18 protein-coding genes, 1 tRNA gene and 1 pseudogene are annotated in these 24,588 nt (G+C 68.6%); 14 read left to right on the top strand and 6 right to left on the bottom strand.

Annotated features, from left to right (window positions below; translation table 11 throughout):
* The first annotated feature begins 2 nt into the window (after positions 1–2).
* The 5 genes from kdpC to JMT67_RS03600 all read left to right on the top strand — a co-directional run bounded on the left by kdpC (position 3) and on the right by JMT67_RS03600 (position 6,288).
* The gene (gene kdpC, locus JMT67_RS03625) at positions 3–581 is read left to right on the top strand and encodes a K(+)-transporting ATPase subunit C (protein WP_201462712.1); all 579 of its coding nucleotides are present in this window, start codon (positions 3–5) and stop codon (positions 579–581) included.
* Positions 582–3,269 (top strand): sensor histidine kinase, encoded by a 2,688-nt coding sequence (locus JMT67_RS03620; RefSeq protein WP_201462711.1) that lies wholly within the window; start codon positions 582–584, stop codon positions 3,267–3,269.
* Positions 3,269–3,958: a response regulator gene (locus JMT67_RS03615; protein ID WP_201462710.1), complete on the top strand. Its 690-nt coding sequence runs from the start codon at positions 3,269–3,271 to the stop codon at positions 3,956–3,958. The genes JMT67_RS03620 and JMT67_RS03615 overlap by 1 nt, the downstream gene beginning before the upstream one ends.
* A gap of 913 nt (positions 3,959–4,871) precedes the next feature.
* On the top strand, positions 4,872–5,675 hold the full coding sequence (locus tag JMT67_RS16190; RefSeq protein ID WP_233455782.1) for a lytic transglycosylase domain-containing protein: 804 nt from the start codon (positions 4,872–4,874) through the stop codon (positions 5,673–5,675).
* The gene (locus tag JMT67_RS03600; RefSeq protein WP_325100304.1) at positions 5,668–6,288 is read left to right on the top strand and encodes a helix-turn-helix transcriptional regulator; all 621 of its coding nucleotides are present in this window, start codon (positions 5,668–5,670) and stop codon (positions 6,286–6,288) included. Before JMT67_RS16190 ends, JMT67_RS03600 begins: the two co-directional genes overlap by 8 nt.
* 789 nt (positions 6,289–7,077) lie before the next feature.
* On the opposite strand, the gene JMT67_RS03595 is transcribed toward JMT67_RS03600, so the two are convergent.
* Positions 7,078–7,167: transfer RNA gene (locus JMT67_RS03595), tRNA-Ser, on the bottom strand.
* 146 nt (positions 7,168–7,313) lie between these two features.
* On the opposite strand from JMT67_RS03595, the gene JMT67_RS03590 reads away from it, so the two are divergent.
* The 5 genes and pseudogenes from JMT67_RS03590 (at position 7,314) to JMT67_RS03570 (ending at position 11,243) form a co-directional block, all read left to right on the top strand.
* Entirely contained in the window at positions 7,314–8,066 is a 753-nt protein-coding gene (locus JMT67_RS03590; RefSeq protein WP_325100303.1) for a septal ring lytic transglycosylase RlpA family protein, read from the top strand.
* 38 nt (positions 8,067–8,104) lie between these two features.
* Positions 8,105–8,737, top strand: coding sequence for a dTMP kinase (gene tmk, locus JMT67_RS03585; protein WP_201462708.1), 633 nt, complete (start codon positions 8,105–8,107; stop codon positions 8,735–8,737).
* Positions 8,734–9,670, top strand: a pseudogene (locus JMT67_RS03580) (AAA family ATPase). The gene tmk and the pseudogene JMT67_RS03580 overlap by 4 nt, the downstream one beginning before the upstream one ends.
* On the top strand, positions 9,670–10,452 hold the full coding sequence (locus JMT67_RS03575) for a TatD family hydrolase (protein ID WP_201462707.1): 783 nt from the start codon (positions 9,670–9,672) through the stop codon (positions 10,450–10,452). Before JMT67_RS03580 ends, JMT67_RS03575 begins: the two are co-directional and overlap by 1 nt.
* Entirely contained in the window at positions 10,449–11,243 is a 795-nt protein-coding gene (locus JMT67_RS03570) for an MBL fold metallo-hydrolase (protein ID WP_201462706.1), read from the top strand. The genes JMT67_RS03575 and JMT67_RS03570 overlap by 4 nt, the downstream gene beginning before the upstream one ends.
* 96 nt (positions 11,244–11,339) lie before the next feature.
* Here the strand turns inward: JMT67_RS03570 and JMT67_RS03565 are convergent, their stop codons facing one another.
* Positions 11,340–12,953, bottom strand: coding sequence for an NAD(P)/FAD-dependent oxidoreductase (locus JMT67_RS03565; RefSeq protein ID WP_201462705.1), 1,614 nt, complete (start codon positions 12,951–12,953; stop codon positions 11,340–11,342).
* A gap of 77 nt (positions 12,954–13,030) precedes the next feature.
* Complete coding sequence (gene recG / locus JMT67_RS03560; RefSeq protein WP_201463964.1) at positions 13,031–15,118, bottom strand: ATP-dependent DNA helicase RecG; 2,088 nt, start codon at positions 15,116–15,118, stop codon at positions 13,031–13,033.
* A gap of 144 nt (positions 15,119–15,262) precedes the next feature.
* On the opposite strand from recG, the gene JMT67_RS03555 reads away from it, so the two are divergent.
* Together JMT67_RS03555 and mfd are read left to right on the top strand one after the other, a co-directional pair.
* Positions 15,263–15,589, top strand: coding sequence for a succinate dehydrogenase assembly factor 2 (locus JMT67_RS03555; RefSeq protein ID WP_182713089.1), 327 nt, complete (start codon positions 15,263–15,265; stop codon positions 15,587–15,589).
* Positions 15,589–19,056, top strand: a complete 3,468-nt coding sequence (gene mfd / locus JMT67_RS03550; protein WP_201462704.1) for a transcription-repair coupling factor — start codon at positions 15,589–15,591, stop codon at positions 19,054–19,056. Before JMT67_RS03555 ends, mfd begins: the two co-directional genes overlap by 1 nt.
* A gap of 4 nt (positions 19,057–19,060) precedes the next feature.
* Here the strand turns inward: mfd and JMT67_RS03545 are convergent, their stop codons facing one another.
* A complete protein-coding gene (locus JMT67_RS03545) occupies positions 19,061–20,368 on the bottom strand; it encodes a diguanylate cyclase domain-containing protein (RefSeq protein ID WP_201462703.1) in 1,308 nt (435 codons plus the stop codon).
* A gap of 284 nt (positions 20,369–20,652) precedes the next feature.
* Between JMT67_RS03545 and JMT67_RS03540 the strand changes: the two genes are divergently transcribed.
* Positions 20,653–21,516: a YihY/virulence factor BrkB family protein gene (locus tag JMT67_RS03540; protein ID WP_182713208.1), complete on the top strand. Its 864-nt coding sequence runs from the start codon at positions 20,653–20,655 to the stop codon at positions 21,514–21,516.
* A 10-nt stretch (positions 21,517–21,526) separates the two neighbouring features.
* On the opposite strand, the gene JMT67_RS03535 is transcribed toward JMT67_RS03540, so the two are convergent.
* Together JMT67_RS03535 and JMT67_RS03530 are read right to left on the bottom strand one after the other, a co-directional pair.
* The gene (locus JMT67_RS03535) at positions 21,527–21,754 is read right to left on the bottom strand and encodes a sulfurtransferase TusA family protein (RefSeq protein ID WP_054765913.1); all 228 of its coding nucleotides are present in this window, start codon (positions 21,752–21,754) and stop codon (positions 21,527–21,529) included.
* Positions 21,751–22,242, bottom strand: a complete 492-nt coding sequence (locus JMT67_RS03530) for a CinA family protein (protein WP_182713086.1) — start codon at positions 22,240–22,242, stop codon at positions 21,751–21,753. The genes JMT67_RS03535 and JMT67_RS03530 overlap by 4 nt, the downstream gene beginning before the upstream one ends.
* A 40-nt stretch (positions 22,243–22,282) precedes the next feature.
* Between JMT67_RS03530 and JMT67_RS03525 the strand changes: the two genes are divergently transcribed.
* Positions 22,283–24,580 carry a spermidine synthase gene (locus tag JMT67_RS03525; RefSeq protein ID WP_201462702.1) on the top strand — a complete coding sequence of 766 codons (2,298 nt, stop codon included), beginning with the start codon at positions 22,283–22,285 and terminating at the stop codon, positions 24,578–24,580.
* Positions 24,581–24,588 lie beyond the last annotated feature (8 nt).

Here is a 24,588-nt window from a genome sequence, read left to right as displayed (position 1 = left end):
CCATGGTCAACCAACTGCGTCCAGCCATCGTGATGATGGCTCTTTTCACCCTCCTGCTGGGGCTGGCTTATCCGCTGGCGGTGACGGGGATCGCCCAGATCGCCTTCCCCAGCCAGGCCAACGGCAGCCTGGTGCGCGACGCCGGCGGTCGGGTCGTTGGCTCGGCCCTGATCGGACAGCCGTTCGCGGGTTCGACCTATCTGCATCCGCGCCCCTCGGCTGCGGGCGACGGCTATGACGCCGCCGCCTCGTCGGGCTCGAACATGGGGCCGTTGAACCCGGACCTGGCGGCGCGGGTCGCCGAAAGCGCCCAGGCCATCCGCGCCGAGGACGGTCCCGGCGTCATCCCCGCCGATGCGGTGACGACCTCGGGTTCTGGCCTCGACCCGGACGTGTCCCCGGCCTACGCTCGGCTTCAGGCCGCGCGGATCGCCCGCGCCAGAGGCGTGTCCGTGCAGCAGGTCCAGAGTATCATCGACAGCCAGACCCAGGGGGCCTTCCTCGGCTTCATTGGCCAGCCGCGGGTCAATGTCCTGCTGACCAACCGGGCGCTGGACGCCCGCTTCGGCGTGGAGGGCTGATTGCCCGAGACGGCGCCCGAAACGCCCGCGACTTCAGCCGTTCCGCGCCGCAAGCGCGGGCGGCTGAAGGTGTTTCTGGGCATGTCGCCCGGCGTGGGCAAGACCTATGAAATGCTGCGCGCCGCCCGTCGGCGAAAGGCTGAGGGGCTGGATGTCGTCGTGGGTCTGGTTGAGACCCACGGCCGCAAGGAGACTATGAGTCTGCTGCGCGGGCTGGACGTCATGCCGCGCGCGCCGATCGACCATCGCGGCCGGTCGCTGATGGAGTTCGATCTCGATGGCGCCCTGGCGCGCCGCCCCGGTCTACTGCTGGTCGATGAGTACGCCCATTCCAATGCGCCCGGTTCGCGCCATCCGAAACGTTGGCAGGACGTGGAAGAGCTGCGCGACGCCGGCATCGACATCTGGACGACGCTGAACATCCAGCATCTGGAAAGCCTGTCAGACGTCATCCTGCGGATCACCGGCGTCCGTCCGCGCGAAACGGTGCCCGACAGCGTCCTGACCGAGGCCGACGATATCGAGGTGGTGGACATCACGCCCGAGGACCTTCGCGCTCGCCTGGCCGAGGGCAAGGTCTATGTGCCCGAGACGGCGCGGGCGGCGTCCGAGAATTTCTTCAAGCTGGAGAATCTGACGGCCCTGCGCGAACTGGCCCTGCGTCGCGCGGCCCAGACGGTGGACGATCAGCTGTTGTCCCATCTGCGGGACCGCGGCGTGTCCGGGCCCTGGGCGGCGAGCGAGCGGATCATGGTCCTGGTGGGCGGCGACGCCATGAGCGCGTCTCTGGTGCGGACCGGGCGACGGATGTCGGACATGATGATGAACGCCCCTTGGTCGGTGGCCCATGTGGAACGGCCGTCGGGCTCGCGCTCTGACGCTCGCTCCATGGCGCGCCTGTCCGAGGCCTTCAAACTGGCCGAGCAACTGGGGGCGCGCCCGGTGACGCTGAGCGGCGACGACGTGGTGCGCGCCGTTCTGGATCACGCCCATCGCAACAACGTCACCCAGATCGTCATCGGCAAGACGCGAGGCGGGCGGTTCGCCGAATGGACCGGCCGGGCCCTGGCGACCGAACTGCTGCGCAAGGCCCAGGGCGTCGCGGTTCATGTGGTGACCGAAGGCGATCTGGCGGCGCCCGAACCGGCGACGCGGGCGGGACCGCGCGGCGGCGCGGATTGGCGCGCCTATAGCGCGAGCGCCGGCTCCATCGGTGCGGCGACGGGCGTCGCCCTGCTGCTGGACACGCGGTTCGAGCGGGTCGATCTGGGCGTCATCTATCTGGCGGCGGTCGTGGCGGCGGCGGTGTTGAATGGCCTGCGCCCGGCCCTGGCGGCGGCGACCCTGGCCTTTCTGACCTACAACTTCCTGTTCCTTCAGCCGCGCTACAGTTTCCTGATCGGCTCGCCGACCGACTTTCTCACTCTGGTGCTGTTCTGGGCCGTCGCACTGGGCGCCGGGGCCCTGGCGGGGCGGGTGCGCGAACAGGCCCGCGCCGCCCAGAGGCGCGCCGCCGCCGTCTCGGCCTTGCTGGCCGCCAGCCAGACCCTGTCTGCGGCCGAGGATCGCGCCGGCACGGCTCTAAGCCTGGCCGAACAGGCGTCGGCCGCTGCGGGTGCGGGAGCCGTGGTCTTGCTGCCGGACGGAGACGACATCGTCCCGGCGGCCGCCAGTCCGGAAGGCGCGACCCTGGGCGCCGACGCCATGGCCGCCGCCCGCTGGGCCTGGATGCATGGCGAGGTCGCCGGACACGGCACCGGCACCCTGCCGCAGAGCCGATGGCGGTTCCAACCCCTGCAGGGGGTTCGGGGACGGGCAGGGGTGGCGGGCATCGACGCCTCGGCCGTGACGGCCGGTTCGGACGAGGAGCGCCTGGCCCTGGCCCTGCTCGATCAGGGCGCCGTGGCGCTGGAGCGCGCCGACCTGGCGGGACAGGCGCTGGAGACCGAGACCCTGCGCCGCGCCGACCGTTTCCGCGCCGCCCTGATGAACTCGGTCAGCCACGATCTGCGCACGCCCCTGTCCACCGTCCTGGGCTCGGCGACGACGCTGATCGACTATGGTGCGACCCTGAAGCCCGAGGTCCGCGACGACCTGCTGCTGAGCATCCGAGAAGAGGCCGAGCGCCTGTCGCGCTATGTCGGCGACCTTTTGGACATGACCCGGCTGGAGGGCGGCGGGCTGAACGTCCGCACCGACTGGACCGATGTGCGCGACATCCTGAACGCCGCCGCCGACCGGGTGTCGCGCCGCCTGGGCCAGCGCAAGGTCACACGAGACTTTCCCGCCCAGCTCAGCATGGTCGAGGCCGATCCGGGCCTCTTGGAACAGGCGGTGGTCAACATTCTGGAAAACGCCATCGCCTACAGCCCCGACGGCACGACCATCGAACTGGCGGCTTATGAGGATCGCGGCGCCGTCGTCATCTCCATCGAGGACGAGGGCAGGGGCATCCCGACTGCGGAGCTGGAAAGGGTGTTCGACAAGTTTCGGCGTATGGAGGAATCCACCGACCGTGCAAAAGGGGCCGGCCTGGGGCTCGCCATCGCCAAGGGCTTCGTCGAGGCCATGCGCGGCCGCATCGCCGCCGCCAGCCCGATCCAGGACGGACCGGACGGTGAAAAGCGCGGAACTCGAATTCTGATCAGCCTGCCCAAGTCCATCGCCACCCATCCGGATTTGCTGTGATGACCGCCGTTCGCCCCCAGATTCTGGTCATCGACGACGAACCTCAAATCCACCGGTTTCTGTCGCCTGCGCTCGACGCCGCCGGCTATGAACCCAAGCGCGCCGACAGCGGACAGGAAGGCCTGCGCGCCATCGCCCTGTGGAACCCCGACGCCGTGGTCCTGGACCTGGGCCTGCCCGATATGGACGGCAAGGACGTGCTGACGCGGGCGCGTGAGTTCTACAAGGGACCGATCATCATCCTGTCCGCACGCGACCGCGAGGCGGAAAAAATTGCGGCCTTGGACCTGGGGGCCAATGACTATGTGGAAAAGCCATTCGGCGTCGGCGAATTGCTGGCGCGCATCCGCGCAGGCTTGCGCCAAGGCATGCTGATGCCGGTCGCTGGCGGCGTGGTCACGGCGGAGGATGTCATAATCGATCTGGACCGCCGGATCGTCACCCGCGCCGGCGAGCGGGTGAAGCTGCGGCCCAAGGAGTACGACGTCCTGGCCTATCTGGCGCGCAACGCCGGCAAGGTGCTGGGCCATGTCGATCTGCTGAAGACCGTCTGGGGCGCCGGCCACCTGCACGACGTCCAGTATCTGCGTGTCGTGATCGGCCAACTCCGGCACAAGCTGGAGAAAGACCCAGCCCAGCCCGCTTTGCTCGTCACCGAACCAGGCATTGGGTATCGGCTTGCCACTTGATTCAGCCGACCGGTAGCCGAGGCGGGACGGCGGCGCCATGGCGATTATCTGAAGATGCTCTTTGGGTTAAAGACCTGACCGCCGACGGCGCTGAGAGCTGCTGTGGTCATAGAATGGCAACGCACATGGAGGCGACCTCAATGGAGGTTGGCCATGCGCCAGTCTGACCTATTCATCCAACCCAAGCGCCATGGAACACGGGCTGGTCTGATCGGCCCCGAGGCGCCGCTCAAGCCAAAGCACATCTGGGCCTTCCGCCAGCGCTCATTCGTCATCCAGCAGAAGACGGGTAGGCCTGTGCCGTTCGAAATCACAGAGGCCGCGCGTGACGCAATCGCTGCCTGGTTAAAGGTCCGGGGTCAGCGCGATGAGGACTGGCTGTTCCCCAGTCGTAGCCGGCCGGGGCAGCACATCGGCGCCCGACAGGACGCCCGGCTCGTCGATCAATGGATTCGGATGATCGACCTCGAATCGCAGGGTACGGAACTCACAGCCTCCGCCGCACTAAGGTGTCTCTCGTCTACAAGGAGACCGGTAACCTGCGGGCTTGCCAACTCCTATTGGGTCACCGGAAACTGGAGAGCACTGTCCGATACCTCGGCATCGAGGTGGACGACGCCCTGGAGATGTCAGAGCAGATCGATCTGTGACTCTCGACCGGGCCTGAAACGGGCCCGGTCATGTCTGCTAAGGGTGGGTTTGAAAAGCATGCATCGCGCCCGAAAGCGTGCCTCAGATCCACGCGCGAATGTCCTCTATCCGGCATAGTCCACATGACCGCCGTTGGCGCTCAGTTGCCAGCCAGAGTGGCCAAGCCGGACGTTCGTCTGTGGTGAGGTATGCCAGCCGCGCGGCCCTCCTCCTGTGCCTCGTCAGCCCGACTATGGGCATTGGACCGGCACGGGCCCAGGCCGTGGACTGGTCCGCCGCCGGCGGCGGACTGTTCGGCTTCTCGTCTGAGGACAGGGAGGGCGTCGGTGAGTTCGAAGCGCTGAGCGACAGGATCGCGGCGCTCAGCCAGCCTTACCAGGCGGCTGTGGAGGCCGCCGCGCGGCGACACGGCCTCGACGAGAAGCTGCTTCACGCCGTCGTCATTGTTGAAAGCGCCTATCGACCCGAGGCCTGTTTGATCGCCGGCGCCTGTGGCCTGACCCAATTGATGCCCGGGACAGCCGCCGATCTTCAAGTTCCGAATCGTTTGGAGCCGGAGGAGAACGTGCGCGGCGGCGTGGCCTATCTGGCGCAGCAACTCGTCCGGTTCGGCGACGTGCGGCTGGCTCTGGCCGCCTACAACGCCGGACCCGCCCGGGTGGCCCGGCTCGGACAGATCCCCGACATCGCCGAAACCCGCCAGTACGTCGCGAGCGTTCTGGGCTGCTACCTCCGCCCTGACGGCGGGCCGGCGGATCCTCACCGTCCAGCAATGCCAGCCTACGGGAGGCTCCCAATGGTGACGGAGCCCGCGTTTTCGGCGGTGGAGGAGGGCGCGCTCCTGACGCGCGCCGAGACCTCCGCCTTCCTGGCGCAGCGGGGCATCCGGCTCAAGCCGGCCCCGCTGGCGCAGCTTTGGTCCACCCGGTCCGACGGACCTCCGTGTCTCCACGTCCGTTCAAAACCCTTCTATCCCCGCAATCTGCTCGAAGCCTGGGCGGCGGCCCAGATATTGGGGCTCCGCACCGGCGCCCCCGCCGCCGCCCAGAGCCGACGCCGTGTCTGATCGGACGCCCCGATCCGACGGCCCCAACCTCTTCTCCGCCCATCCGAAGGCGGTGAGGGAGCGGATCGTGACGGACGTGATCCTCGACCGCGCGGAATCGACGCCGGTTCCGCCTCCAAGAGGCCGGGCGACCCCGTTCCGGTTAAACGACGACGGCGTCCAGCCCGGCGGTCCGGATGACCGGCTTTTGCTCTGGCCCGAGGTTCAAAACCTCGTCGGCTTCAGCCGAACGACGGCCTGGCGCATGCAGCGGGCAGGACTCTTCCCTTGGCCCATACCCGTGTCCCCAGGTCGGGTCGGATGGCGGGAAAGCGAATTGAACGCCTGGAAAAGGGCGAGGCGAGGCGCCGAACCGGTTCCCGGCCGAGCGCCGGGCGGCGAGCGGCGTTTCAGCCCGCCGAGCCCGCCGCGTCTGCCGGGCATGCCACTGTCGTCGCGGGAGAACGGTCCGTCCCGCGAGCGGGCGCCCGGTTCGGCGACGACGGGGTCGGTTCCGCCGCAATCCCCAACACCACCTCCACCTCCACCGTGTACGCCGCCCGCAGTGGCGGCGCGCAAGCCGCGACGACGTTCACGTGGTCCGGATCCAGCTCAGACGGACTTCGGCTTCTAGCCTTCATCTTCAACTCTGGCCCCGACCTCAACTTAGGCCTCGGTCGATGCGGCGACGGTCTTACGGGGCGGGCCGTCGATTGTATCGTCTGACTGGCGCCACCTCTTCAGGTGATCCCTAATTTCCGTCACTGCGTGGAGGCGCGCCATGACGTGGGAATGATCGACATGGTGCGGACTCGGTCCGTCATTTCGGGATCACTGAGGACGCTCCCCCGCGTCCATGGAGTTCGCGCTACCGACCCGAGGCGGTCAGGATCTGTTGGAAAGGCGAAGTGGCCAATCGACAGCCAAGGCAAGCACGATCTATCGCGGCCGATGGAAACAGCTGACGCCGAACGAATGGTCCCGCATGACTTCGCTCCGCTTGCCCGATCGCGGGCCAGTCGTGAGCGCTCGCTGGGTACGTGGCTGATTAGCAGGCTGGGGACGAGCTGGTTCTACGCCATGGCCGACACTATTCACTTCGGGGCACAAGCGGGCGCCGACGCCTTTCGTCGCTGGATGATGGCGAGGGTCGATTAAGGAGACGGCGCTATCCGGCTGACGACAGTGCTGCGTGCTTGGCGGACTCTCGTTCTCTCTTCGCCTGAGATGGTTCGGGCATATCGCCGAATCGCGCCTGAAACCGCTGTGGAAGTGAGACAGAACTCCCGGACCAGGCGAAACTGGAGATAACCGAACACACCTCGAACGCCCTGAAAAGCCATCTGAAGCGGTGTTGTGATAGGCAGGTGTTTAGGTGGGCGTATAGAAAAAGCTAGAATTTGCGTAATAAAATTAATGCAAATGGCGGAAGCGGTGGGATTCGAACCCACGGACGGCTCGCACCGTCGCTGGTTTTCAAGACCAGTGCCTTAAACCACTCGGCCACACTTCCTTGCCGGATCGCCCGGTCGGGCGGACGCCATAGCAGGCGAACGCCCCATTAACCAAAGCGGAAATGTCTTCGGTCATCCTGTTTTTGGACGGGTGTGACGAGGCGTGCCGATGCGAGTTGGACAGTGGATCCGGAGCGGCCTGGTTTTGGGGCTGTTCTCGCTGCTGGCGGCCTGTTCGACCTTGGGCGGCGGGCGAGGCGGCGGAGCCGCGCCCGTCGTCAGGGACCCGGCCCCGATCGTGTCGGGCACGATGCGGCCCTATCAGGTGCGCGGGCGGTGGTACACGCCCAAGGAACAGCCGGATTATGACGAGGTCGGTCTGGCCTCCTGGTACGGCGACGCCTTCAACGGTCGGCCGACCTCGACCGGCGAACGGTTCGACATGCGCCAGCTGACCGCCGCGCATAAGACCCTGCCGCTGCCGGGCCTGGTCGAGGTCACCAATCTGGAGAACGGGCGGCGGATCGTGGTGCGGGTCAATGATCGCGGGCCGTTCGTCGATGGGCGAATCATCGACCTGTCGCGGGGCGCGGCGCAGGAGCTGGATCTGCTGCGGCAAGGCGTGGGGCGGGTGCGGGTTCGCTATCTCGGCCGGGCGCCGCGACTGGGCGGAGGCGCTGTGCTGAGGGCCGAGGCGGCGGCGCCCGCTCCCTCGACCTCGGCCGAAGCCCCGGTCGGCGCGGGCGGCGGCTTCTGGGTCCAGGCCGGGGCGTTCAGGGATCAGAACAGCGCGCGGCGGACCGCGCGCAGGCTGGGCGAGCGCGCGACCGTGGACGAGACCGGCGGACTGTACCGCGTTCTGGTCGGTCCCTGGGGCGACGCCAATGCGGCCGAGACGGCCCGTCAGGCGGTCGTGGCGCGCGGATATGCGGACGCTCTGTTGATATCCGGCGGCTAAGGCTTGCCTCCCGCGCTGCGGACGCCATTAGTGCGCCCGTGACCCGTGGGAAATTCATCAGCTTCGAAGGCGGCGAGGGCTCCGGCAAGTCGACTCAGGTCGGACGGCTGGTGGAGCGGCTGCAACCCGTTCTGGGCGACCGCCAGGTGGTCCGCACGCGAGAGCCGGGCGGATCGAAGGGGGCGGAGGTGATCCGCAACCTGGTCGTGGCCACCGACGCCGAGCCCTGGTCGGCCATGACCGAAACCCTGCTGATGTACGCCTCGCGTTCGGACCATCTGGAGCGGACCATCCGGCCGGCGCTGGAGGCCGGCGACTGGGTGGTGTGCGACCGGTTCGCCGACAGCAGTCGAGCCTATCAGGGCGCGGGCGGGGGCGTCGCCCAGAGCTTTATCGAACAGATCGATGCGGGCGTGGTCGGAGACGACCAGCCGGACCTGACCCTGGTGTTCGACCTGCCGGTCGAGGTGGGGCTGGAGCGGGCGTTCGGGCGCGGCCTGTTCGAGACGCGATTCGAATCCAAGGGGCTGGAGTTTCATGAGCGACTGCGCGAGGGCTTTCTGAGGATCGTCGAGGCCAACCCCCATCGGTGCGTGCTGATCGACGCCGTGGGGTCGCTGGACGAGGTCGAGGCGCGGGTCTGGCGGGCGGTGCAGGATCGGCTGCTGTGAGCGACGACCACCCCCGCGACCGGTTCGATCTGGTGCCCGATGCGGCGGCGGAAACGGCCTTTCTGGACGCCTGGGAGCGGGGGCGGTTGCACCATGCCTGGCTGCTGTGCGGGGTCGAGGGGACGGGCAAGGCGACCTTCGCCTATCGCGCGGCGCGACGATCCGGTCAGCCGGCTGATCTCGGCCCAGTCCCATCCCGACCTGCTGGTGCTGGAACGGCTGGTGGAGGGCGGCAAGACCAAGAAGTCGATCTCGGTCGATCAGTCGCGCGACCTGCCGGAATTCTTTTCCAAGAGCCCCTCCCAGGCCCAGCACCGGGTGGCGATCATCGATGCGGCCGATGACCTGAACATCAATGCGGCCAACGCCTTGCTGAAGGTTCTGGAAGAGCCGCCCGAGCGGGGGGTGCTGTTCCTGGTCACCCATGCGCCGGGGCGGCTGCTGGCCACGATCCGGTCGCGCTGTCGGCGGCTGAGCTTCCCGATCTGGAGCCAGGAGCGGCTGGAGACCCTGGTGCGGAACCGCACGGGGGCCGAGCCCGAGGCGGCCGAGCACGCGGCGGCCATGGCGGGCGGGGCGCCCGGCGCGGCCCCGGCCCCGGCGGCGGGGGCGACCTTCGAGATGGACCAGTTGGCGCGGCGCTGGGTCGAGGGCGATGTGGACCGGGCCGAGACCCTGGCCATCGCCGACAAGTTCCGGGGCGCGGAAGGCCAGGAGCGTTTCGACATACTGATGGACCGGCTGATCGCCGCAGTGCGGATGCGGGCCCTGAACAGTGCGCCCGGCTTCGCCAATCGCTGGGCCGAGCTGTGGGAACGGCTGCAGCCGTTGCCGGAGCGAGCGGCCGGGCTGAACCTGGATCGGGGCGATGTCCTGGCCGGGGCGCTGGCCGACCTGAAACGGGTTCAGGCGCAAGAGGAACGGAGGGGCTGATGCTGATCGACAGCCATGTGAACCTGCACGCCCCCCAGTTCGATGAGGACCGGGACGAGGTGATCGCCCGGGCCCGCGAGGCCGGGGTCGGTCTGATGGTCGAGATTTCCGACAAGCTGACCACCTTCGAGGCGACCCATGGGATCGCCATGGCCAACCCCGACATCTGGTGCACGGTCGGGGTCCATCCGCACGAGGCCAAGGATGCGGCGGACCTGACGGCGACGACCCTGATCGAACTGGCGCAGCGGCCCAAGGTGGTCGGGATCGGTGAGTGCGGCCTGGACTTCCACTATGACTTCAGCCCGCGAGAGATCCAGGCGGCGGTGTTCCGCCGGCATGTGGCGGCGGCGCGGGAGACGGGCCTGCCGCTGGTGATCCACACCCGCGAGGCGGATGAGGTCATGGGGGCGATCCTGAAGGAGGAGCACGCCGCCGGGCCGTTCAAGATGCTGATGCACTGCTACACCAGCGGGGCGGAACTGGCGGGAATCGCAGCGGAACTGGGCGCCTGGTTCTCGGTCTCGGGCATCGCCACCTTCAAGGCGGCCGAGGATGTGCGGGCGGTGATCCGCGACATGCCCGGCGACCGTATAATCGTCGAGACCGACTGCCCCTATCTGGCGCCCATCCCGCATCGGGGGCGGCGCAACGAGCCGGCCTATATCGGCCATGTGCTGGACAAGCTGGCCGAGATCCGGGGCTGGAGCGCCGAGGAGGCGGACCAGAGAACCACCGAGGCCTTCTTCGGCCTCTTTGACCGGATACCGAGATCGGCATGAGCTTCGAAGTCGTCATCCTGGGCAGCGGTTCGTCGGGCGGTGTGCCGCGCGGCGACGGCGACTGGGGCGTCTGCGACCCGGCCGAGCCGAGGAACCGGCGGACGCGCTGCTCGATGCTGGCGCGCAAGACCGGGCCGGAGGGGACGACCAACATCCTGATCGACACCTCGCCGGACCTGCGCGAACAGATGCTGGCCAGCGAGACCCGGCATGTGGACGCCGTCCTCTATACCCACGACCATGCGGACCAGACCCACGGGATCGACGATCTGCGCACCTTCGCCACGCGGGCGCGCAAGCGGATCCCGGCCTGGATGGACGAGGCGACCCGAACGTCCCTGTCGCACCGGTTCGACTATATCTTCGAGAGCAAGTTCGGCTATCCGCCGCTGCTGGACGCCCAGGTCATTCCGCCGCACGGGACGGCCTGGTCGGTGGAGGGGCCGGGGGGCGCGATCCCGGTCGTGACCTTCGATCAGGGGCACGGGCCGATCCGGTCGGTCGGCTATCGGCTGGGCGACATGGCCTATTCCAGCGACGTGTCGGACCTGGACGAGGCGGCGATCCGTGCGGTGGCCGGCTGTCAGGTCTGGATCGTCGACGCCCTGCGCTACACCCCCCATCCGACCCACGCCCATCTGGACCGGACGCTGGAGTGGATTGCGGCGGCGGATGTAGAGCGGGCCGTGCTGACGAACCTGCATATCGACATGGATTACAAGGAACTGTCGGCGATTGTTCCGGCCAATGTCGAGGTCGGGTTCGACGGCTGGACCTGCATGATCGGCTGAGTTTTGGCAGGCTTGTCGTAAAAACAGGCTGACAAATCCGCGCCCTCTGACGCGGTCCGGATTGCCGCACGATCGTGGCGATGCGCCGCCTTTCGTCTACGCTGCCGCCTTCGCCATCATCGACCGGGCGACGGCTTCGGCGACCTTGATGCCGTCGACGGCGGCCGACAGGATGCCGCCGGCGTAGCCGGCGCCTTCGCCGGCAGGGAAGAGGCCGCGCACGTTCAGGCTCTGGAAGTCGGCGCCGCGGGTCATTCGGATCGGGGATGAACTGCGGGTTTCGACGCCCGTCAGAACCGCCTGGGCGTCGTCGTAGCGGGCGATCTTGCGGCCGAAGACGGGCAGGGCCTCGCGCATGGCGGCGATCACATAGTCGGGCATCAGGGGCGCCAGGTCGGTCGGGCGCACGCCCGGCTTATAGCTGGGGACGACCTCGCCCAGCGCGGTCGAGGGCCGGCCCGCCAGGAAGTCGCCGACCAGCTGGCCCGGCGCGAAATAGTCTCCGCCGCCGGCCGCATAGGCGCGGGTCTCCAGATCCCGTTGCAGTTCGATGCCCGCCAGCGGGTGGTCGCTGGGATAATCCTCGGGCGAGATGCCGACCACGAAGCCGGAGTTGGCGTTCCGCTCGTTGCGCGAATATTGGCTCATGCCGTTGGTCACGACGCGGCCGGGCTCGCTGGTGGCCGCGACTACGGTGCCGCCCGGGCACATGCAGAAGCTGTAGACGGTGCGGCCGTTGCTGCAATGGTGCGAAAGCGAATAGGCCGCAGCGCCCAAGTCGGGGTGGCCGGCGCAGGGGCCGAACATGGCCTTGTCGATCCACGACTGCGGATGCTCGATGCGGAAGCCGATCGAAAACGGCTTGGCCTCGATATGGACGCCGCGGTCGTAGAGGGTCTGGAAGGTGTCGCGCGACGAATGGCCGATGGCGAAGACCACGTGGTCGGCCTCCAGCGTCTCGCCGGTGTGCAGGCGCACGCCCCGAAGGACGCCCTTGTCGAGATCGATGTCGGTGACCCGGTGCTCGAAGCGGTACTCGCCGCCCAGCCGTTCGATCTTCTCGCGCATGGCCTCGACCATGGTCACCAGGCGGAAGGTGCCGATGTGCGGGTGGGCCTCGGTGAGGATTTCCTCCGGCGCCCCGGCTGCGACGAATTCGGTCAACACCTTGCGGGCCAGGAAACGCGGATCCTTGATCTGGCTGTAGAGCTTGCCGTCGGAGAAGGTGCCCGCGCCGCCCTCGCCGAACTGCACGTTGGATTCCGGGTCCAACTTGCTGCTCCGCCACAGGCCCCAGGTGTCCTTGGTCCGCTGCCGAACCACCTTGCCGCGGTCGAGGATGATCGGCTTGAACCCCATCTCGGCCAGGATCAGCCCGGCGAACAGGCCGCACGGCCCGGCCCCGATCACGACCGGCCGAAGGCGCTCGGTGCTGGGGGCGACGGCGACCGGGCGATAGGCGACGTCCGGCGTCGGCGCCACGTGCACGTCGTCTGCAAGGCGGGCCAGCACCGCCGCTTCATCCCTCACCTCGACGTCGAGGATGTAGACTTTCAGAATCGCGGATTTCCGGCGGGCGTCGTGCGCCCGCTTCCATATCGACCAGGAGACAAGATCGTGCGGCGGCACGCCCAGCCGGGCGGCGATCGCGGCGGGCAAGGCCTCCGGCGGGTGGTCGAGGGGCAGTTTGAGTTCTGACAGGCGCAACATCCGGGGCGTTCTAGCCGGTCGAGTCTTTGGATCCTAGGCGCAAGGTCCAGGATCACGGACGTGGGCGCGGCGCCCCTTCAATCCGACCCCGCCTTATGCCCCTTCCAGTCGAACAACTCCTCCAGCACCTGCACCGCCTGACCGCGTTCGGAGGTCAGGTCGGGGTCGCGGCCCAGGATCAGGCGGGCGTCGTCGGCGGCGGCCAGCATCAGGGACCGGTGGCGGATCGGGTCGGCGAAACGGTAGGCGGGGAAGCCGCTCTGTTTCAGGCCCAGCGGGTCGCCGCCGCCGCGCAGGCGGAAGTCTTCCTCGGCGATGACGAAGCCGTCCTCGGTGCGGCGCAGGGTTTCGAGCCGTTCCTTGGCGGTTTCGCCGAGGGCGCCGTCCTGGCCGCCGTACAGCAGGATGCAGGAACTGGCCTTCGAGCCGCGACCGACGCGACCGCGCAGCTGGTGCAACTGGGCCAGGCCGAAGCGATCGGCGTGCTCGATGACCATGATGGAGGCGCTGGGCACATCGACCCCAACCTCGACCACGGTGGTGGCGACCAGCAGGGGCATGCGGCCGTCGGCGAAGTCGGCCATGACGGCTTCGCGCTCGGCGCCCGGCATCTGGCCGTGGGCGAGGCCGACCTCGACCCCCAGCAGGCGGCGCAGGTCGTCGGCGCGGTCGACGGCGGCGGCCAGGTCGATGGCCTCGGATTCGGCGACCAGGGGGCAGATCCAGTAGGCCTGGGCGCCGGCGTCCAGCGCCGTCTTCAACCGGGCGGCGACCTCGCCGATGCGGGCCAGGGGTACGACGGCGGTGGTGACGGGGGTGCGGCCCGGCGGCTTCTCCATCAGACGGCTGACTTCCAGCTCGCCGTATTGGGTCAGCTCCAGGGTGCGGGGGATGGGGGTGGCCGACATGGTGAGCAGGTGGACGGCGCCCAGACGCGGGTCGCCCTTGGCCTGAAGCCGCTGGCGCTCGCTGACGCCGAACCGGTGCTGCTCGTCGATGACGGCCAGGGCCAGGCGGTCGAAGCGGACGGCGTCCTGGAACAGGGCGTGGGTGCCGATGGCGACCTGGGCGTGACCGGACGCCAGGGCGGCCAGCTTCTCGCGCCTCTGGCCGTTCGCATCCCGGCCGGTGAGCAGGACGGAGGCGACGCCGGCCGCCTCCAGCAGGGGGCCGAGTTTTTCGTAATGCTGGCGGGCCAGGATTTCGGTCGGGGCCATCAGGGCGGACTGGAAGCCGCTGGAGGCCGCGTCGGCCAGGGCCAGGGCGGCGACGGCGGTCTTGCCCGAGCCGACGTCGCCCTGAAGCAACCGGCCCATCTGTTTGCCGGAGGCCAGGTCGCGGCGGATTTCGGCGACGGCTTGGGCCTGGGCGTTGGTCAAGGTGAAGGGCAGGGCCTGGAGCAGGCAGTCGGAGGCGGCGCCGGGTGCGATGACGGGGGCGGGCTTGATCTCGCGGGCGCGGCGACGGCGGGCCAGGGCCAGCTGGTGGGCCAGGAATTCGTCATAGGCCAGGCGCCGGCGGGCCGGGGCGTCGGGCGACAGGTCGGGCTCGCCCGCCGGGGCGTGCAGGGCGTCCAGGGCGGCGCGCCAGCCTAGCCAGTTCTGCTTCTTCAGCCAGGCGGGGTCCTGCCATTCCGGCAGGTCGGGGGCGGCGGGCAGGGCGGCCTGGACCAGTTTGCGCAGCTGGCGCGAGGTCAAGCCTTGCGTCGCCGGATAGACGGGTTCGGAGGCCGGGATGTCGGCGGCCTTGTCGGGCGTGACGATGTCCGGATGGACGATCTGGACCTCGCCGTTGAACCGCTCGACCTTGCCCGAGACCAGCCGGGTCTCGCCGCGCGGCAGCAGCCGGTCGATATGCTGGGGCGAGCCTCCGAACCAGACCAGGTGGACGAAGCCGGTCGGGTCGCTGGCGCGGACCTTCAGCGGGGCGCCGGGGCGGCTGGGGACGAACAGGCGGTCGATGACGATCTCGAAGATGCCGACCTCGCCGTCCACGGCGGTCGCCGCCTGCATGGGCCGGCGCAAGATGACGCCCGAGGGGCTGAGGAAGACCAGATCGCGCACCAGCGGCCCCGCCACCTTCTGCACCAGGGGCAGGATGCGGGGGCCCACGCCCTTCAGGCTGGAAACCTCGGCGAACAGGGGGAAAAGAATCTGCGGACGCATCGCCGTGAACATAGCGTGACCATGACGGGTGGCGAAGTCCGTTCAGGAACGCTATCTGCGCTTCTTCCATTTGAGGACGCTAACGCTCGCCACGCGGTGGCTCGCTGCTTGAGCGTCCTTCAACTTTGCCGGGCAAGGATTCTTGTGGCCGAAATCGACGCGCGTTTTGAAGACGAGATGACTCCCGAGCGAAAGCAGAGGCTGGGCCGGATCCAGTTCCGGTGCTGGCGGCGGGGCTTCCGCGAGGCCGACATGGTGCTGGGGCCGTTCTCGGACCAGGTGGCGCCGACCCTGACCGAGGCCGAGCTGGACGTGTTCGAGCGGCTGATCGACGAGGAAGACCAGTGGCTCTACGGTTGGATCATCGAGCGTGATCCGACGCCGCCGGAGTTCGAGACGCCGGTGATGGCCAAGGTGCGGGCCTTCATGCGCGAGCATGTGGCCGCCGAGGTCGGCAAGGGCATCGGCTGATGGATCAGCAGGTGACTGTGCACCGGACCGACGCCGATCTGGGCGGGGCGCCGGAAGGTCTGGACGCCCTGGTCGTCGCGGAGCGCGTCAAGGCCGACGGCGGCGTGGGGGTCTTTGTCGCGCGCGATTATCAGCGGGCCGGCGGCTTTGTTCAGGCGTTCCGCTTCTTCTCGCAAGATGTCGAAATTCTGGAATATCCGGCCTGGGACTGCCTGCCCTATGACCGGCTGAGCCCGACGGCGGGGATCGCCGCCCAGCGGATGGCGACCCTGACGCGCCTGGCCCAGCGCAAGACCGGCGACGCGCCCGTTCTGGTGGTCACGACGGTCGGTGCGGCCATGCAGAGGACGCCGCCGAAGTCGGTGACGACCCAGGCCGGGTTCGAGACCAGGGTCGGCCGCGATCTCGATATCGAGGCGCTGGAGCGGTACTTCGCCGCCAACGGCTATGTCCGGGCTTCGACTGTGTCGGAGCGGGGCGAGTTTGCTGTGCGGGGCGGGGTGGTGGACGTCTATCCGCCGGGCTTCGAGGAGCCGGTGCGGCTGGACATGTTCGGGTCCGAGCTGGAATCGATCCGCACCTTTGACCCCGAGACCCAGCGCTCTACCGGCCAGATGACGGCGGTGGCCCTGGCGCCGGTGTCAGAGGCCCTGCTGGATGCGGACGCCATATCGCGCTTCCGCACCGGCTATCTGAAGCTGTTCGGCGCGCCGGGCGACGATCCCCTGTATGCGACCATCAGCGAGGGCGCGCGGCGGCAGGGGATGGAGCAGTGGCTGCCGCTGTTCTACGAAAGGCTGGACAGCCTGTTCGACTATCTGCCGGATCAGGCGCAGGTCTTTCTGGACAATCAGGCCGACAGCGCGCGCGCCGAGCGGTGGGATCTGATCGTCGACGCCTATGAGGCGCGGGCCGAGGCGGCCAAGGCCCAGAAGGGCAAGGGGGGAGGGCATGCGGCCGCCAATCGCGCCCTGCCGCCGCAATCTCTCTATATGGACGCCGGCGACTGGAACCAGGCCCTGGCGGGCCGGTCGGTGCGGCGGCTCACGCCCTTTACGGGCGGGGGCGAAGACGCGGGCGGACGGCTGGGACGGACCTTCGCGGCAGAGCGATCACAGGACAGCGTCAACCTGTTCGAGGCGGTCGCGGCCCATGCCGCGGCCCTGAAGACCGAAGGCAAGCGGGTGCTGTTCGCTTCGTGGACCGAGGGCTCGTCGGAGCGCCTGGCCACCCTGCTGGGCGACCACGGCCTGGATCATATCGTCGCCGTGCGCGACTGGGCCGACGTGCTGGCGGCGCCGAAGGACCTGTATCTGCGGGGCGTCCTGCCGGTGGAGCACGGGTTCGTCACGGACGCGGTCGCGGTCATCTCCGAGACCGACATTCTGGGCGACCGGCTGGCTCGGCCGCGCAAGAAGCGTCGGGCCTCCAACTTCCTGGCCGAGGCCTCGGCTCTGACCACGGGCGACCTGGTGGTCCACCTGGATCACGGCATCGGGCGGTACGAGGGGCTGAAGACGCTCGACATCCAGGAGGCGCCGCACGACTGCCTGGAGCTGCTGTACGCCGGTGACAGCAAACTCTATCTGCCGGTTGAAAACATTGATCTTCTGACCCGGTACGGCACGGACGCCGACGGGGTGCAGCTGGACAGGCTGGGCGGGGCGGGCTGGCAGGCGAGGAAGGCTAAGGCCAAGGAACGGCTGCGCGCCATGGCCGAGGGGCTGATCGCCCTGGCCGCCAAGCGGGCGCTGCGCGAGACGGAGGCGGTGACGCCGGCGCCGGGCCTGTTCGCCGAATTCTGCGCCCGCTTCCCCTATGAGGAGACGGACGACCAGCTGAACGCCATCGGCGACGTGCTGGAGGACCTGGGCAAGGGCACGCCGATGGATCGCCTGATCTGCGGCGACGTGGGCTTCGGCAAGACCGAGGTGGCGCTGCGCGCCGCCTTCGTCGTGGCCATGACCGGCAAACAGGTGGCGGTGGTGGCGCCGACTACCCTGCTGGCGCGCCAGCACTACAAGACCTTCACCGAACGCTTCGCCGGCTGGCCGGTCAAGGTGCGCCAGCTGTCGCGGATGGTGACGGGCAAGGAGGCGGCCGAGACGCGGGCGGGGCTGAAGGACGGCTCGGTCGAGATCGTCGTCGGCACCCATGCAGTCCTGGCCGAACAGGTCGGTTTCCGCGACCTGGGCCTGGTGATCGTGGACGAGGAGCAGCACTTCGGCGTCAAGCACAAGGAGAAGCTGAAGACCCTGCGCGCCGACGTCCATCTGCTGACCCTGACCGCCACCCCGATCCCGCGCACCCTGCAGATGGCCCTGTCGGGCATTCGCGAGATGTCGATCATCGCCACCCCGCCGGTCGATCGCCTGGCGGTGCGGACCTATGTGACGCCGTGGGATCCGGTGCTGGTGCGCGAGGCCCTGCTGCGCGAGAAATATCGCGGGGGGCAGGCCTATTATGTCGCGCCGCGCCTGAAGGACCTGCCGGACATCGAGAAATTCCTGCGCGAACAGGTGCCGGAGATCAAGTTCGTGGTCGGCCACGGCCAGATGTCGGCGACCCAGCTTGAGGAGGTGATGAGCGCCTTCTACGAGGGGGAGTACGACGTCCTGGTCTCGACCACCATCGTCGAGAGCGGACTGGATATTCCGACGGCCAACACCCTGATCGTGCACCGGGCCGACATGTTCGGCCTGGCGCAGCTGTACCAGATCCGGGGCCGGGTGGGCCGGTCCAAGGCGCGGGCCTTCGCCTATCTGACCACCGATCCGGTCAAGCCGATGACCCTGTCGGCCGAGCGGCGTCTGCAGGTGCTGCAGTCGCTGGACAATCTGGGCGCCGGCTTCCAGCTGGCCAGCCACGACCTGGACCAGCGCGGCGGCGGCAATCTGCTGGGCGACGAACAGTCGGGCCATATCCGCGAGGTCGGGGTCGAGCTTTACCAGCAGATGCTGGAGGACGCGGTCGCCGAACTGCGCGAGAAGGGCGAGGGGCTGAATGTGGATCGCGGCTGGTCGCCGTCGATCAACGTCGGCGCTTCCGTCCTGATTCCAGAGGACTACGTGCCGGACCTGAACGTCCGTCTCAGCCTGTATCGCCGCCTGTCCGACGCCGAACAGGCCGAGGATCGTGAAGCCCTGGCCGCCGAACTGATCGACCGGTTCGGGCCCCTGCCGGACGAGGCGCAGCAGCTGCTGAAGATCGTCGGCGTCAAGGCCAACTGTCGCCGGGCCTGTATCGAGAAGATCGACATTGGGCCGCGCGGCGCGGTGCTGACCCTGCGCGACAACAGCTTCCCCAATCCGGTCGGACTGGTCGGCCTGATCCAGAAGAACCACGCCTTCTGGAAGATCCGGCCGGATCAGAAGATCGTCGTGACGGGGGACTGGCCGACGGCCGAGGACCGGCTGAAGGTGGCGGAGCGGATCACGGCCGATCTGGCGCGGGTGGCGGGGGCGTAAGGCCCTAGCGCACCTTGTCGAACAGGTCGGCGGAGGCGCGTTCCAGCAGGGCGCCGGCGGATTCGCCAGGGCGCATTTCGGCGGCGCCGACGTCGAATTCGGCGACGAAGGGCGAGCGGTCGGGGCCGGCGTCGAAGGCGGTGCAGCCGATGACGGCGGCGATCCGTTCGGCGGCCAGACGGGCGGCCTCGCCGCGTGTGGCCGGCAGGGCGAGGGCGAAGACCTCCTTGGCCAGACGGGCGGGCGTATCCTCGACCCGGACCAGGCGCGAGACCATGGCGCCGATCTGGGGCATGGCCCGGTCCAGCCAGCCGCCCTGGCGCGCCCAGGTGACGGGCTCGGTCTCGCGCACCCTGAGGACGCAGACGGACAGGGGACGTTTGCGAACGCGAGACGCCTCGGCGACCCGACCCAGGTGGGCGGCGAAGAGTTCGGGCGTGAACAGGCCGGTCGAGGCGTCCATCAGGTCCAGACTACGGACCGAATCCAGCGCCTTTCTGATGGTCAGGTGGCGGCGGTGGGCGCCGGCCATGGCCAGGACCCGCTCCGCCGTCTCCTGCTCCGGCGTTTCGGTCGAGGCGACGTCGGCGAAGCCCCGATTGAACAGTTCGTTCAGGCTGATTTCATCGGCGCCACGCAGATAGAGCATCAGCGGAATATGATACAGGCGCGTGTTGCGCTTCATGCCTGCGGCGATCGACAGGGCCGGGGTGTGATCCTTGGCGCCCCACAATATGGCGGCGTCGAACAGGGTCTCATGCAGATAGTCGAAGGCGGTGTAAGGGGTGGGCGCCGCCACCACCTCGGCGCCCGCAGAGGTCAAGGCGTTGGACAGGGCCAGGAAGCGACGGTCCGCAACCCCGGCCGCCAGGATCCGCAGAGGCGCCGCCGCGCCGGGGTCGGCGGCCAGGCTGATGCCCCGCAGGCCGAAGGTGGCGACCCGCAGGTGAAACTCTTCCTCGGCGATGGCGGCGCGGCCGAGCTGTTCGAGACGCAGGGCGGCCTGGGCCGGGTGCGGCGGAACCGACATGGCGACATCGGCGCCCTCGACCGAGTCGGGGGCTGCGCCGACCACCATGATGGGCAGGCGGCGCGGTTGGGCCGCCGCGCGCAGTCGGACCGCTGCGTCCGGCGTCAGGGAATCAAAGTCGATCACGGCGGCTTCGAGCGGCAGGTCCTGAAGCGTCGCCTCGGCCGAGCCGACGTCGCGGGCGGTGACGGTGGTCCAGCCAAGCGCGTCCAGGCCGGCGGCGAGCGGCCCGATACGGGCGTCATGAGCCGCCAGGATCAAAACGCGCGCGTCGAAAGCCAAGCCAGTCCCTCCCCATTGGTCGCTGGGGCCATAGCCGCATGCGAGGCGGACCACCATAGCGCGACGCATTTTATAAAGGACTATCGCCTTCGCAGGCCGCCCTCAAAGGCAGGTGCGTCGACAGGGCTTTTCCCCGTTCCAGAATCCTTTAAGTTTAGGGGTTTGTTGTAACGGTTGTGGGGACCGGATTGAGCGATCAGCTGACCCGATCGGTTCTGAAGGCGCCCGGATTCTGGGGCGGTCTGGCCGTGCGCGCCTTCACCCGCAGCTGGGGCCGGGACGTCATGCTCTACACGGGGGGCGTTTCCTTCTTCGCCCTTCTGGCCGTCTTCCCGGCCATCGCCATCCTGATCGGCGTCTATAAGCTGGGCCTGTCGATCAATGAGGTCAGCGCCCAGGCCGCCGCCCTGTCCGACCTGTTGCCGCGCGCGGCCCAGACCATATTTCACGACGAAATCGCCCGGCTGGCCAAGGCTTCCGCCCGGACCGTCTCGGCCCAGAGCGCCTTCGCCCTGTTCGTCGGCGCCTACGCGGCCCATCGAGGATTCAAGGCGTTGCTGGCGGGACTTAATCTCATTCACGATGAGACTGAGCCTCACGGCTTCTTCAAATTCAATCTACTGGCCTTTTTCGTCGCCATATTCGCCTTCGCCCTGTTCACCGTCGTGTCCGGCGCCGTGGTGACGGCGCGGATTCTGGCCCATGCCGCCTCGCCGGGGGCGAGGGGGGACAATGCGGGTCTGATGCCGCTCGACGCCCTGCTGCCCGCCCTTGGCCTGGTGGTGGGGCTGACGTTGCTCTATCGCTACGCCATGAGTCACCGGACGCCGGTGGCCTGGCTGCCGTCGATCACCGGAGGGCTGGTGGCCACCCTGATGTCGGTGGTCTCATCCTGGCTCTGCGCCATCTATGTCGAACAGATCGCGCCTCTGGGAGCGACCTATGGCTCGGTCGGGGCCGTGGTGGTTTTGCTGATCTGGCTGTCCTGGAACGTCAACGCCATCTTCTACGGCGGCGCCTTCGCGACCGAGATGGAGATCGCCGCCGGGGCCGAGAGGGCGGAACAGGCGCGCAGGGCCTCCGCCGCGGCGGATGTGGTCGATCTGTCGGAACGGCGGGCCAGCCGCCGCACGCGGTCGCGGACCTAGGGTCGAAAACTCAGCCCGCTTCGACCAGAAGGCGCAGGACGCCGTCGACCTCTTCGATCGAAATCACGCGGCCCTGCTTCTGAGCCATTAGAAACGGCGCGTCGATGCGCGCCATAGGGTCGGTCGCCAGAAGGACGAAACGGGCGCCGGCCGCCGCCCCGGCCATGGCCTTTTGCAGCCTGAGGCTGGGCGCCGGGCAGCGGTGGCCTCGGGCGTCGACGACGACGGGTTCGGTCACGATGCGGCTCGCTCCGCCAACATCTCCAAGGCGACCCTGAGCGCCGCCATCCGGACCGCGTCGCGCCCCAGGTCGCCGAACCGCTCCATCCTGTGGACCAGCCCGCCCGGACCCACGGCCGCGAAATGGACCAGGCCGACCGGCTTGTCCGGGCCGCCGCCGCCCGGCCCCGCAATTCCGGTGACGGAGACGCTGACGCTCGCGTTCGACTGGGCTGCGGCGCCTTCGGCCATGGCGCGGGCCGTCGGCTCGGAGACGGCGCCGTGGGCGATCAGGGTCGCCTCCGGCACGCCCAACATCTGTTGCTTGGCGGCGTTGCTGTAGGTGACGAAGCCGCGATCCAGAACCGCGGAGGAGCCGGGGACGGCCGTCAGGGCGGCGGAGACCAGGCCGCCGGTGCAGCTTTCCGCCGTGGCGATCATCAGTCCCCGCTCGGCCGCGGTTGCGACGATCTGTTGCGCCAGTCGCAGGATGTCTTGTGAGAACATGCGCTTTCCATAGGCCGCGAGTCCCGCTCTAACCAGCACCATGACCGATGTGGTTCAAGCCAAAAGCGCGGCGCGCCCGAACCCTGGGCGGCTCACGCCTCTCCTGTTCGCGCTGGCCGTCTTCACCTCGGCTTGTCTGGTCTTCGTGGTTCAGCCGATGGCGACCAAGCTGATCCTGCCCAGCCTGGGCGGATCGCCGTCGGTGTGGAACGCCGCCATGGTCTTCTTCCAGACCGCGCTGCTGGCCGGCTACGGCTACGCCCACGTCCTGCAGCGCATCGGGTCGATGCGGCTTCAGGTGCTGGTTCATCTGGCGCTTCTGCTGGCCGCAGGCCTGTCTTTGCCCCTGCGGATCAGCGGTGTCCTGGGCAATCCCGATCCCAGCGCCCCGACGGCCTGGCTTCTGGCGACCCTGACCCTCTCGATCGGGGCCCCCTTCGCCATTCTTTCGGCCACCGCGCCCCTGCTTCAAGCCTGGTATGCGCGGGCGCGGGCGGGCCAGGCGGACGCGAAGAACCCCTATGTCCTCTATGCCGCTTCGAACCTGGGCAGTTTTCTGGCCCTGCTGGCCTATCCGATCCTGATCGAACCCCTGGCCAGTCTTTCGCTCCAGCGCCTGGGCTGGAGCCTGGGCTATGGTCTGTTCCTGGTGATGGTCGCCGGCCTGGGCGCCCTGGCCTGGTTCGGTCGCGGGGTCCGAACGGGGGCAGCGGCAGAGCCCGCGCCCCTGGAGGCGGGGGCGCCGATCGCCTGGCGCGAGAAGGGGCTGCTGGTCCTGCTCGCGGCGGCCCCGTCCAGTCTGATGCTGGGCGTGACGGCGCATCTGTCGACAGACGTGGCCTCGGCGCCTTTCCTGTGGGTCATCCCCCTGGCGCTTTATCTGCTGACCTTCGTCATCGCCTTTCAGAACCGACCGGTCCTGCCGCTCCCCCTGACGCTGGCGATCCAGGCGGGGGTGCTGGCGGCCGGCTGCGCCCTGGTCGCCTTTCGGACCACGGAGTGGCTGTTCGTCTTCGTCGTCAATCTGACAGCCTTCTTCTTCTGCGCCCTGATGTGCCATCAGCGGATGGCTGAGCGGCGGCCGGCGCCGGGCCGGCTGACGGAATTCTATCTGCTGCTGTCGCTGGGCGGCGTCCTGGGCGGGGTGTTCAACGCCCTGATCGCGCCCCTGATCTTCGACATGGTTTGGGAATATCCGCTGGCGCTGGTCGCCGTCGGCCTTTTGCGGCCATGGGGCGGAGGCGAGGTGCGGCGATGGGAGATCATTGCCTGTGTGATCGGGGTCCTGGTCGCCCTGGCGGGATCGCTGGGTCTGGCCCTGGTGCGCTACGCCCCCGACATTCGCGCGGTCGTCCCGGACGCCGAACTGGTGCGGATCGCCCAGGCGGTGATCGGCGTGGCCGCCCTGTTCGCCTTCCTGCTGAGGGACCGGGCGATCATGTTCACCGTGGTTCTGGGAGCCATGGTCTGGTCCGGCTATCACGTCGCGCGGGGCTATGACTGGGCCCTGACGGAGCGCAGCTTCTTCGGGGTCATGCGTGTGGCCGATACCGATGTCGCCGGTCTGGGCGGACCGGTCCATGTGCTGATGCACGGCACCACCCTGCACGGCGCCCAGGCGCAGTCGGAGCCGCGCCGTTGCTCGCCAACCCTCTATTACGCCACGGCGACGCCTCTGGGGCAGGCGGCCCTGATGGCCCAGGCGCACCGGCCGGACGGCGCCCGGATCGGGGTCGTGGGCCAGGGCTCGGGGGCCATGGCGGCCTATAAGCGCCGTCAGGACCAGATGAGCTTTTTCGAGATCGACCCGATGGTGGATCGGCTGTCGCGCGATCCGCGCTGGTTCAGCTTCATCAATGGTTGCGCCGAAGGACCGATCCGGACGGTGCTGGGCGACGCCCGACTGACCATGGCGCGGGAGGCCGCCGGTTCCTATGACCTGCTGATCATCGACGCCTTCAGCTCCGACGCCGTGCCGACCCATCTGCTGACCCAGGAGGCCGTCGCCGGCTATTTGCGGCTTTTGAAGCCGGACGGGGTGGTGGTGCTGCACCTGTCCAACCGCAATCTGGACATCACCCTGCCGGCCGAGGCGGCGGCCGCGGCCCTGGGGGCGCCGGCTCTTCACCAGATTTATCGGGAACGGCCGGATGCGCCGCTGATGGCGGAATCCTCGACCGAGGCCCTGGTGATCGGCAAGAGCGAAGCGGCCCTGGCGCCCTATCGCGAAGATCCGCGCTGGCGCAGGCTGTCGCCCACGGAGGTGCGGCCGTGGACGGACGACTACGTGAACCTGTTCGGAGCCCTGGTGCGGCAGATGCGGCTGGCCGCGCGCTGAAGGCGCCG

Origin of the sequence: Brevundimonas aurantiaca (assembly GCF_904830995.1) — a bacterium.
Taxonomy (GTDB): Bacteria; Pseudomonadota; Alphaproteobacteria; order Caulobacterales; family Caulobacteraceae; genus Brevundimonas; species Brevundimonas aurantiaca.
This window is presented reverse-complemented; position numbering and strand designations above follow the sequence as displayed.

Coding starts and splice junctions, on each gene's coding strand:
- JMT67_RS03540 (WP_182713208.1), top strand. CDS start 20,653: ATGCTCTACACGGGGGGCGTTTCCTTCTTCGCCCTTCTGGCCGTCTTC.
- JMT67_RS03570 (WP_201462706.1), top strand. CDS start 10,449: ATGAGCTTCGAAGTCGTCATCCTGGGCAGCGGTTCGTCGGGCGGTGTG.
- recG (WP_201463964.1), bottom strand. CDS start 15,118: ATGCGTCCGCAGATTCTTTTCCCCCTGTTCGCCGAGGTTTCCAGCCTG.
- JMT67_RS03615 (WP_201462710.1), top strand. CDS start 3,269: ATGACCGCCGTTCGCCCCCAGATTCTGGTCATCGACGACGAACCTCAA.
- mfd (WP_201462704.1), top strand. CDS start 15,589: ATGGATCAGCAGGTGACTGTGCACCGGACCGACGCCGATCTGGGCGGG.
- JMT67_RS03565 (WP_201462705.1), bottom strand. CDS start 12,953: ATGTTGCGCCTGTCAGAACTCAAACTGCCCCTCGACCACCCGCCGGAG.
- JMT67_RS03530 (WP_182713086.1), bottom strand. CDS start 22,242: ATGTTCTCACAAGACATCCTGCGACTGGCGCAACAGATCGTCGCAACC.
- JMT67_RS03575 (WP_201462707.1), top strand. CDS start 9,670: ATGCTGATCGACAGCCATGTGAACCTGCACGCCCCCCAGTTCGATGAG.
- kdpC (WP_201462712.1), top strand. CDS start 3: ATGGTCAACCAACTGCGTCCAGCCATCGTGATGATGGCTCTTTTCACC.
- JMT67_RS03525 (WP_201462702.1), top strand. CDS start 22,283: ATGACCGATGTGGTTCAAGCCAAAAGCGCGGCGCGCCCGAACCCTGGG.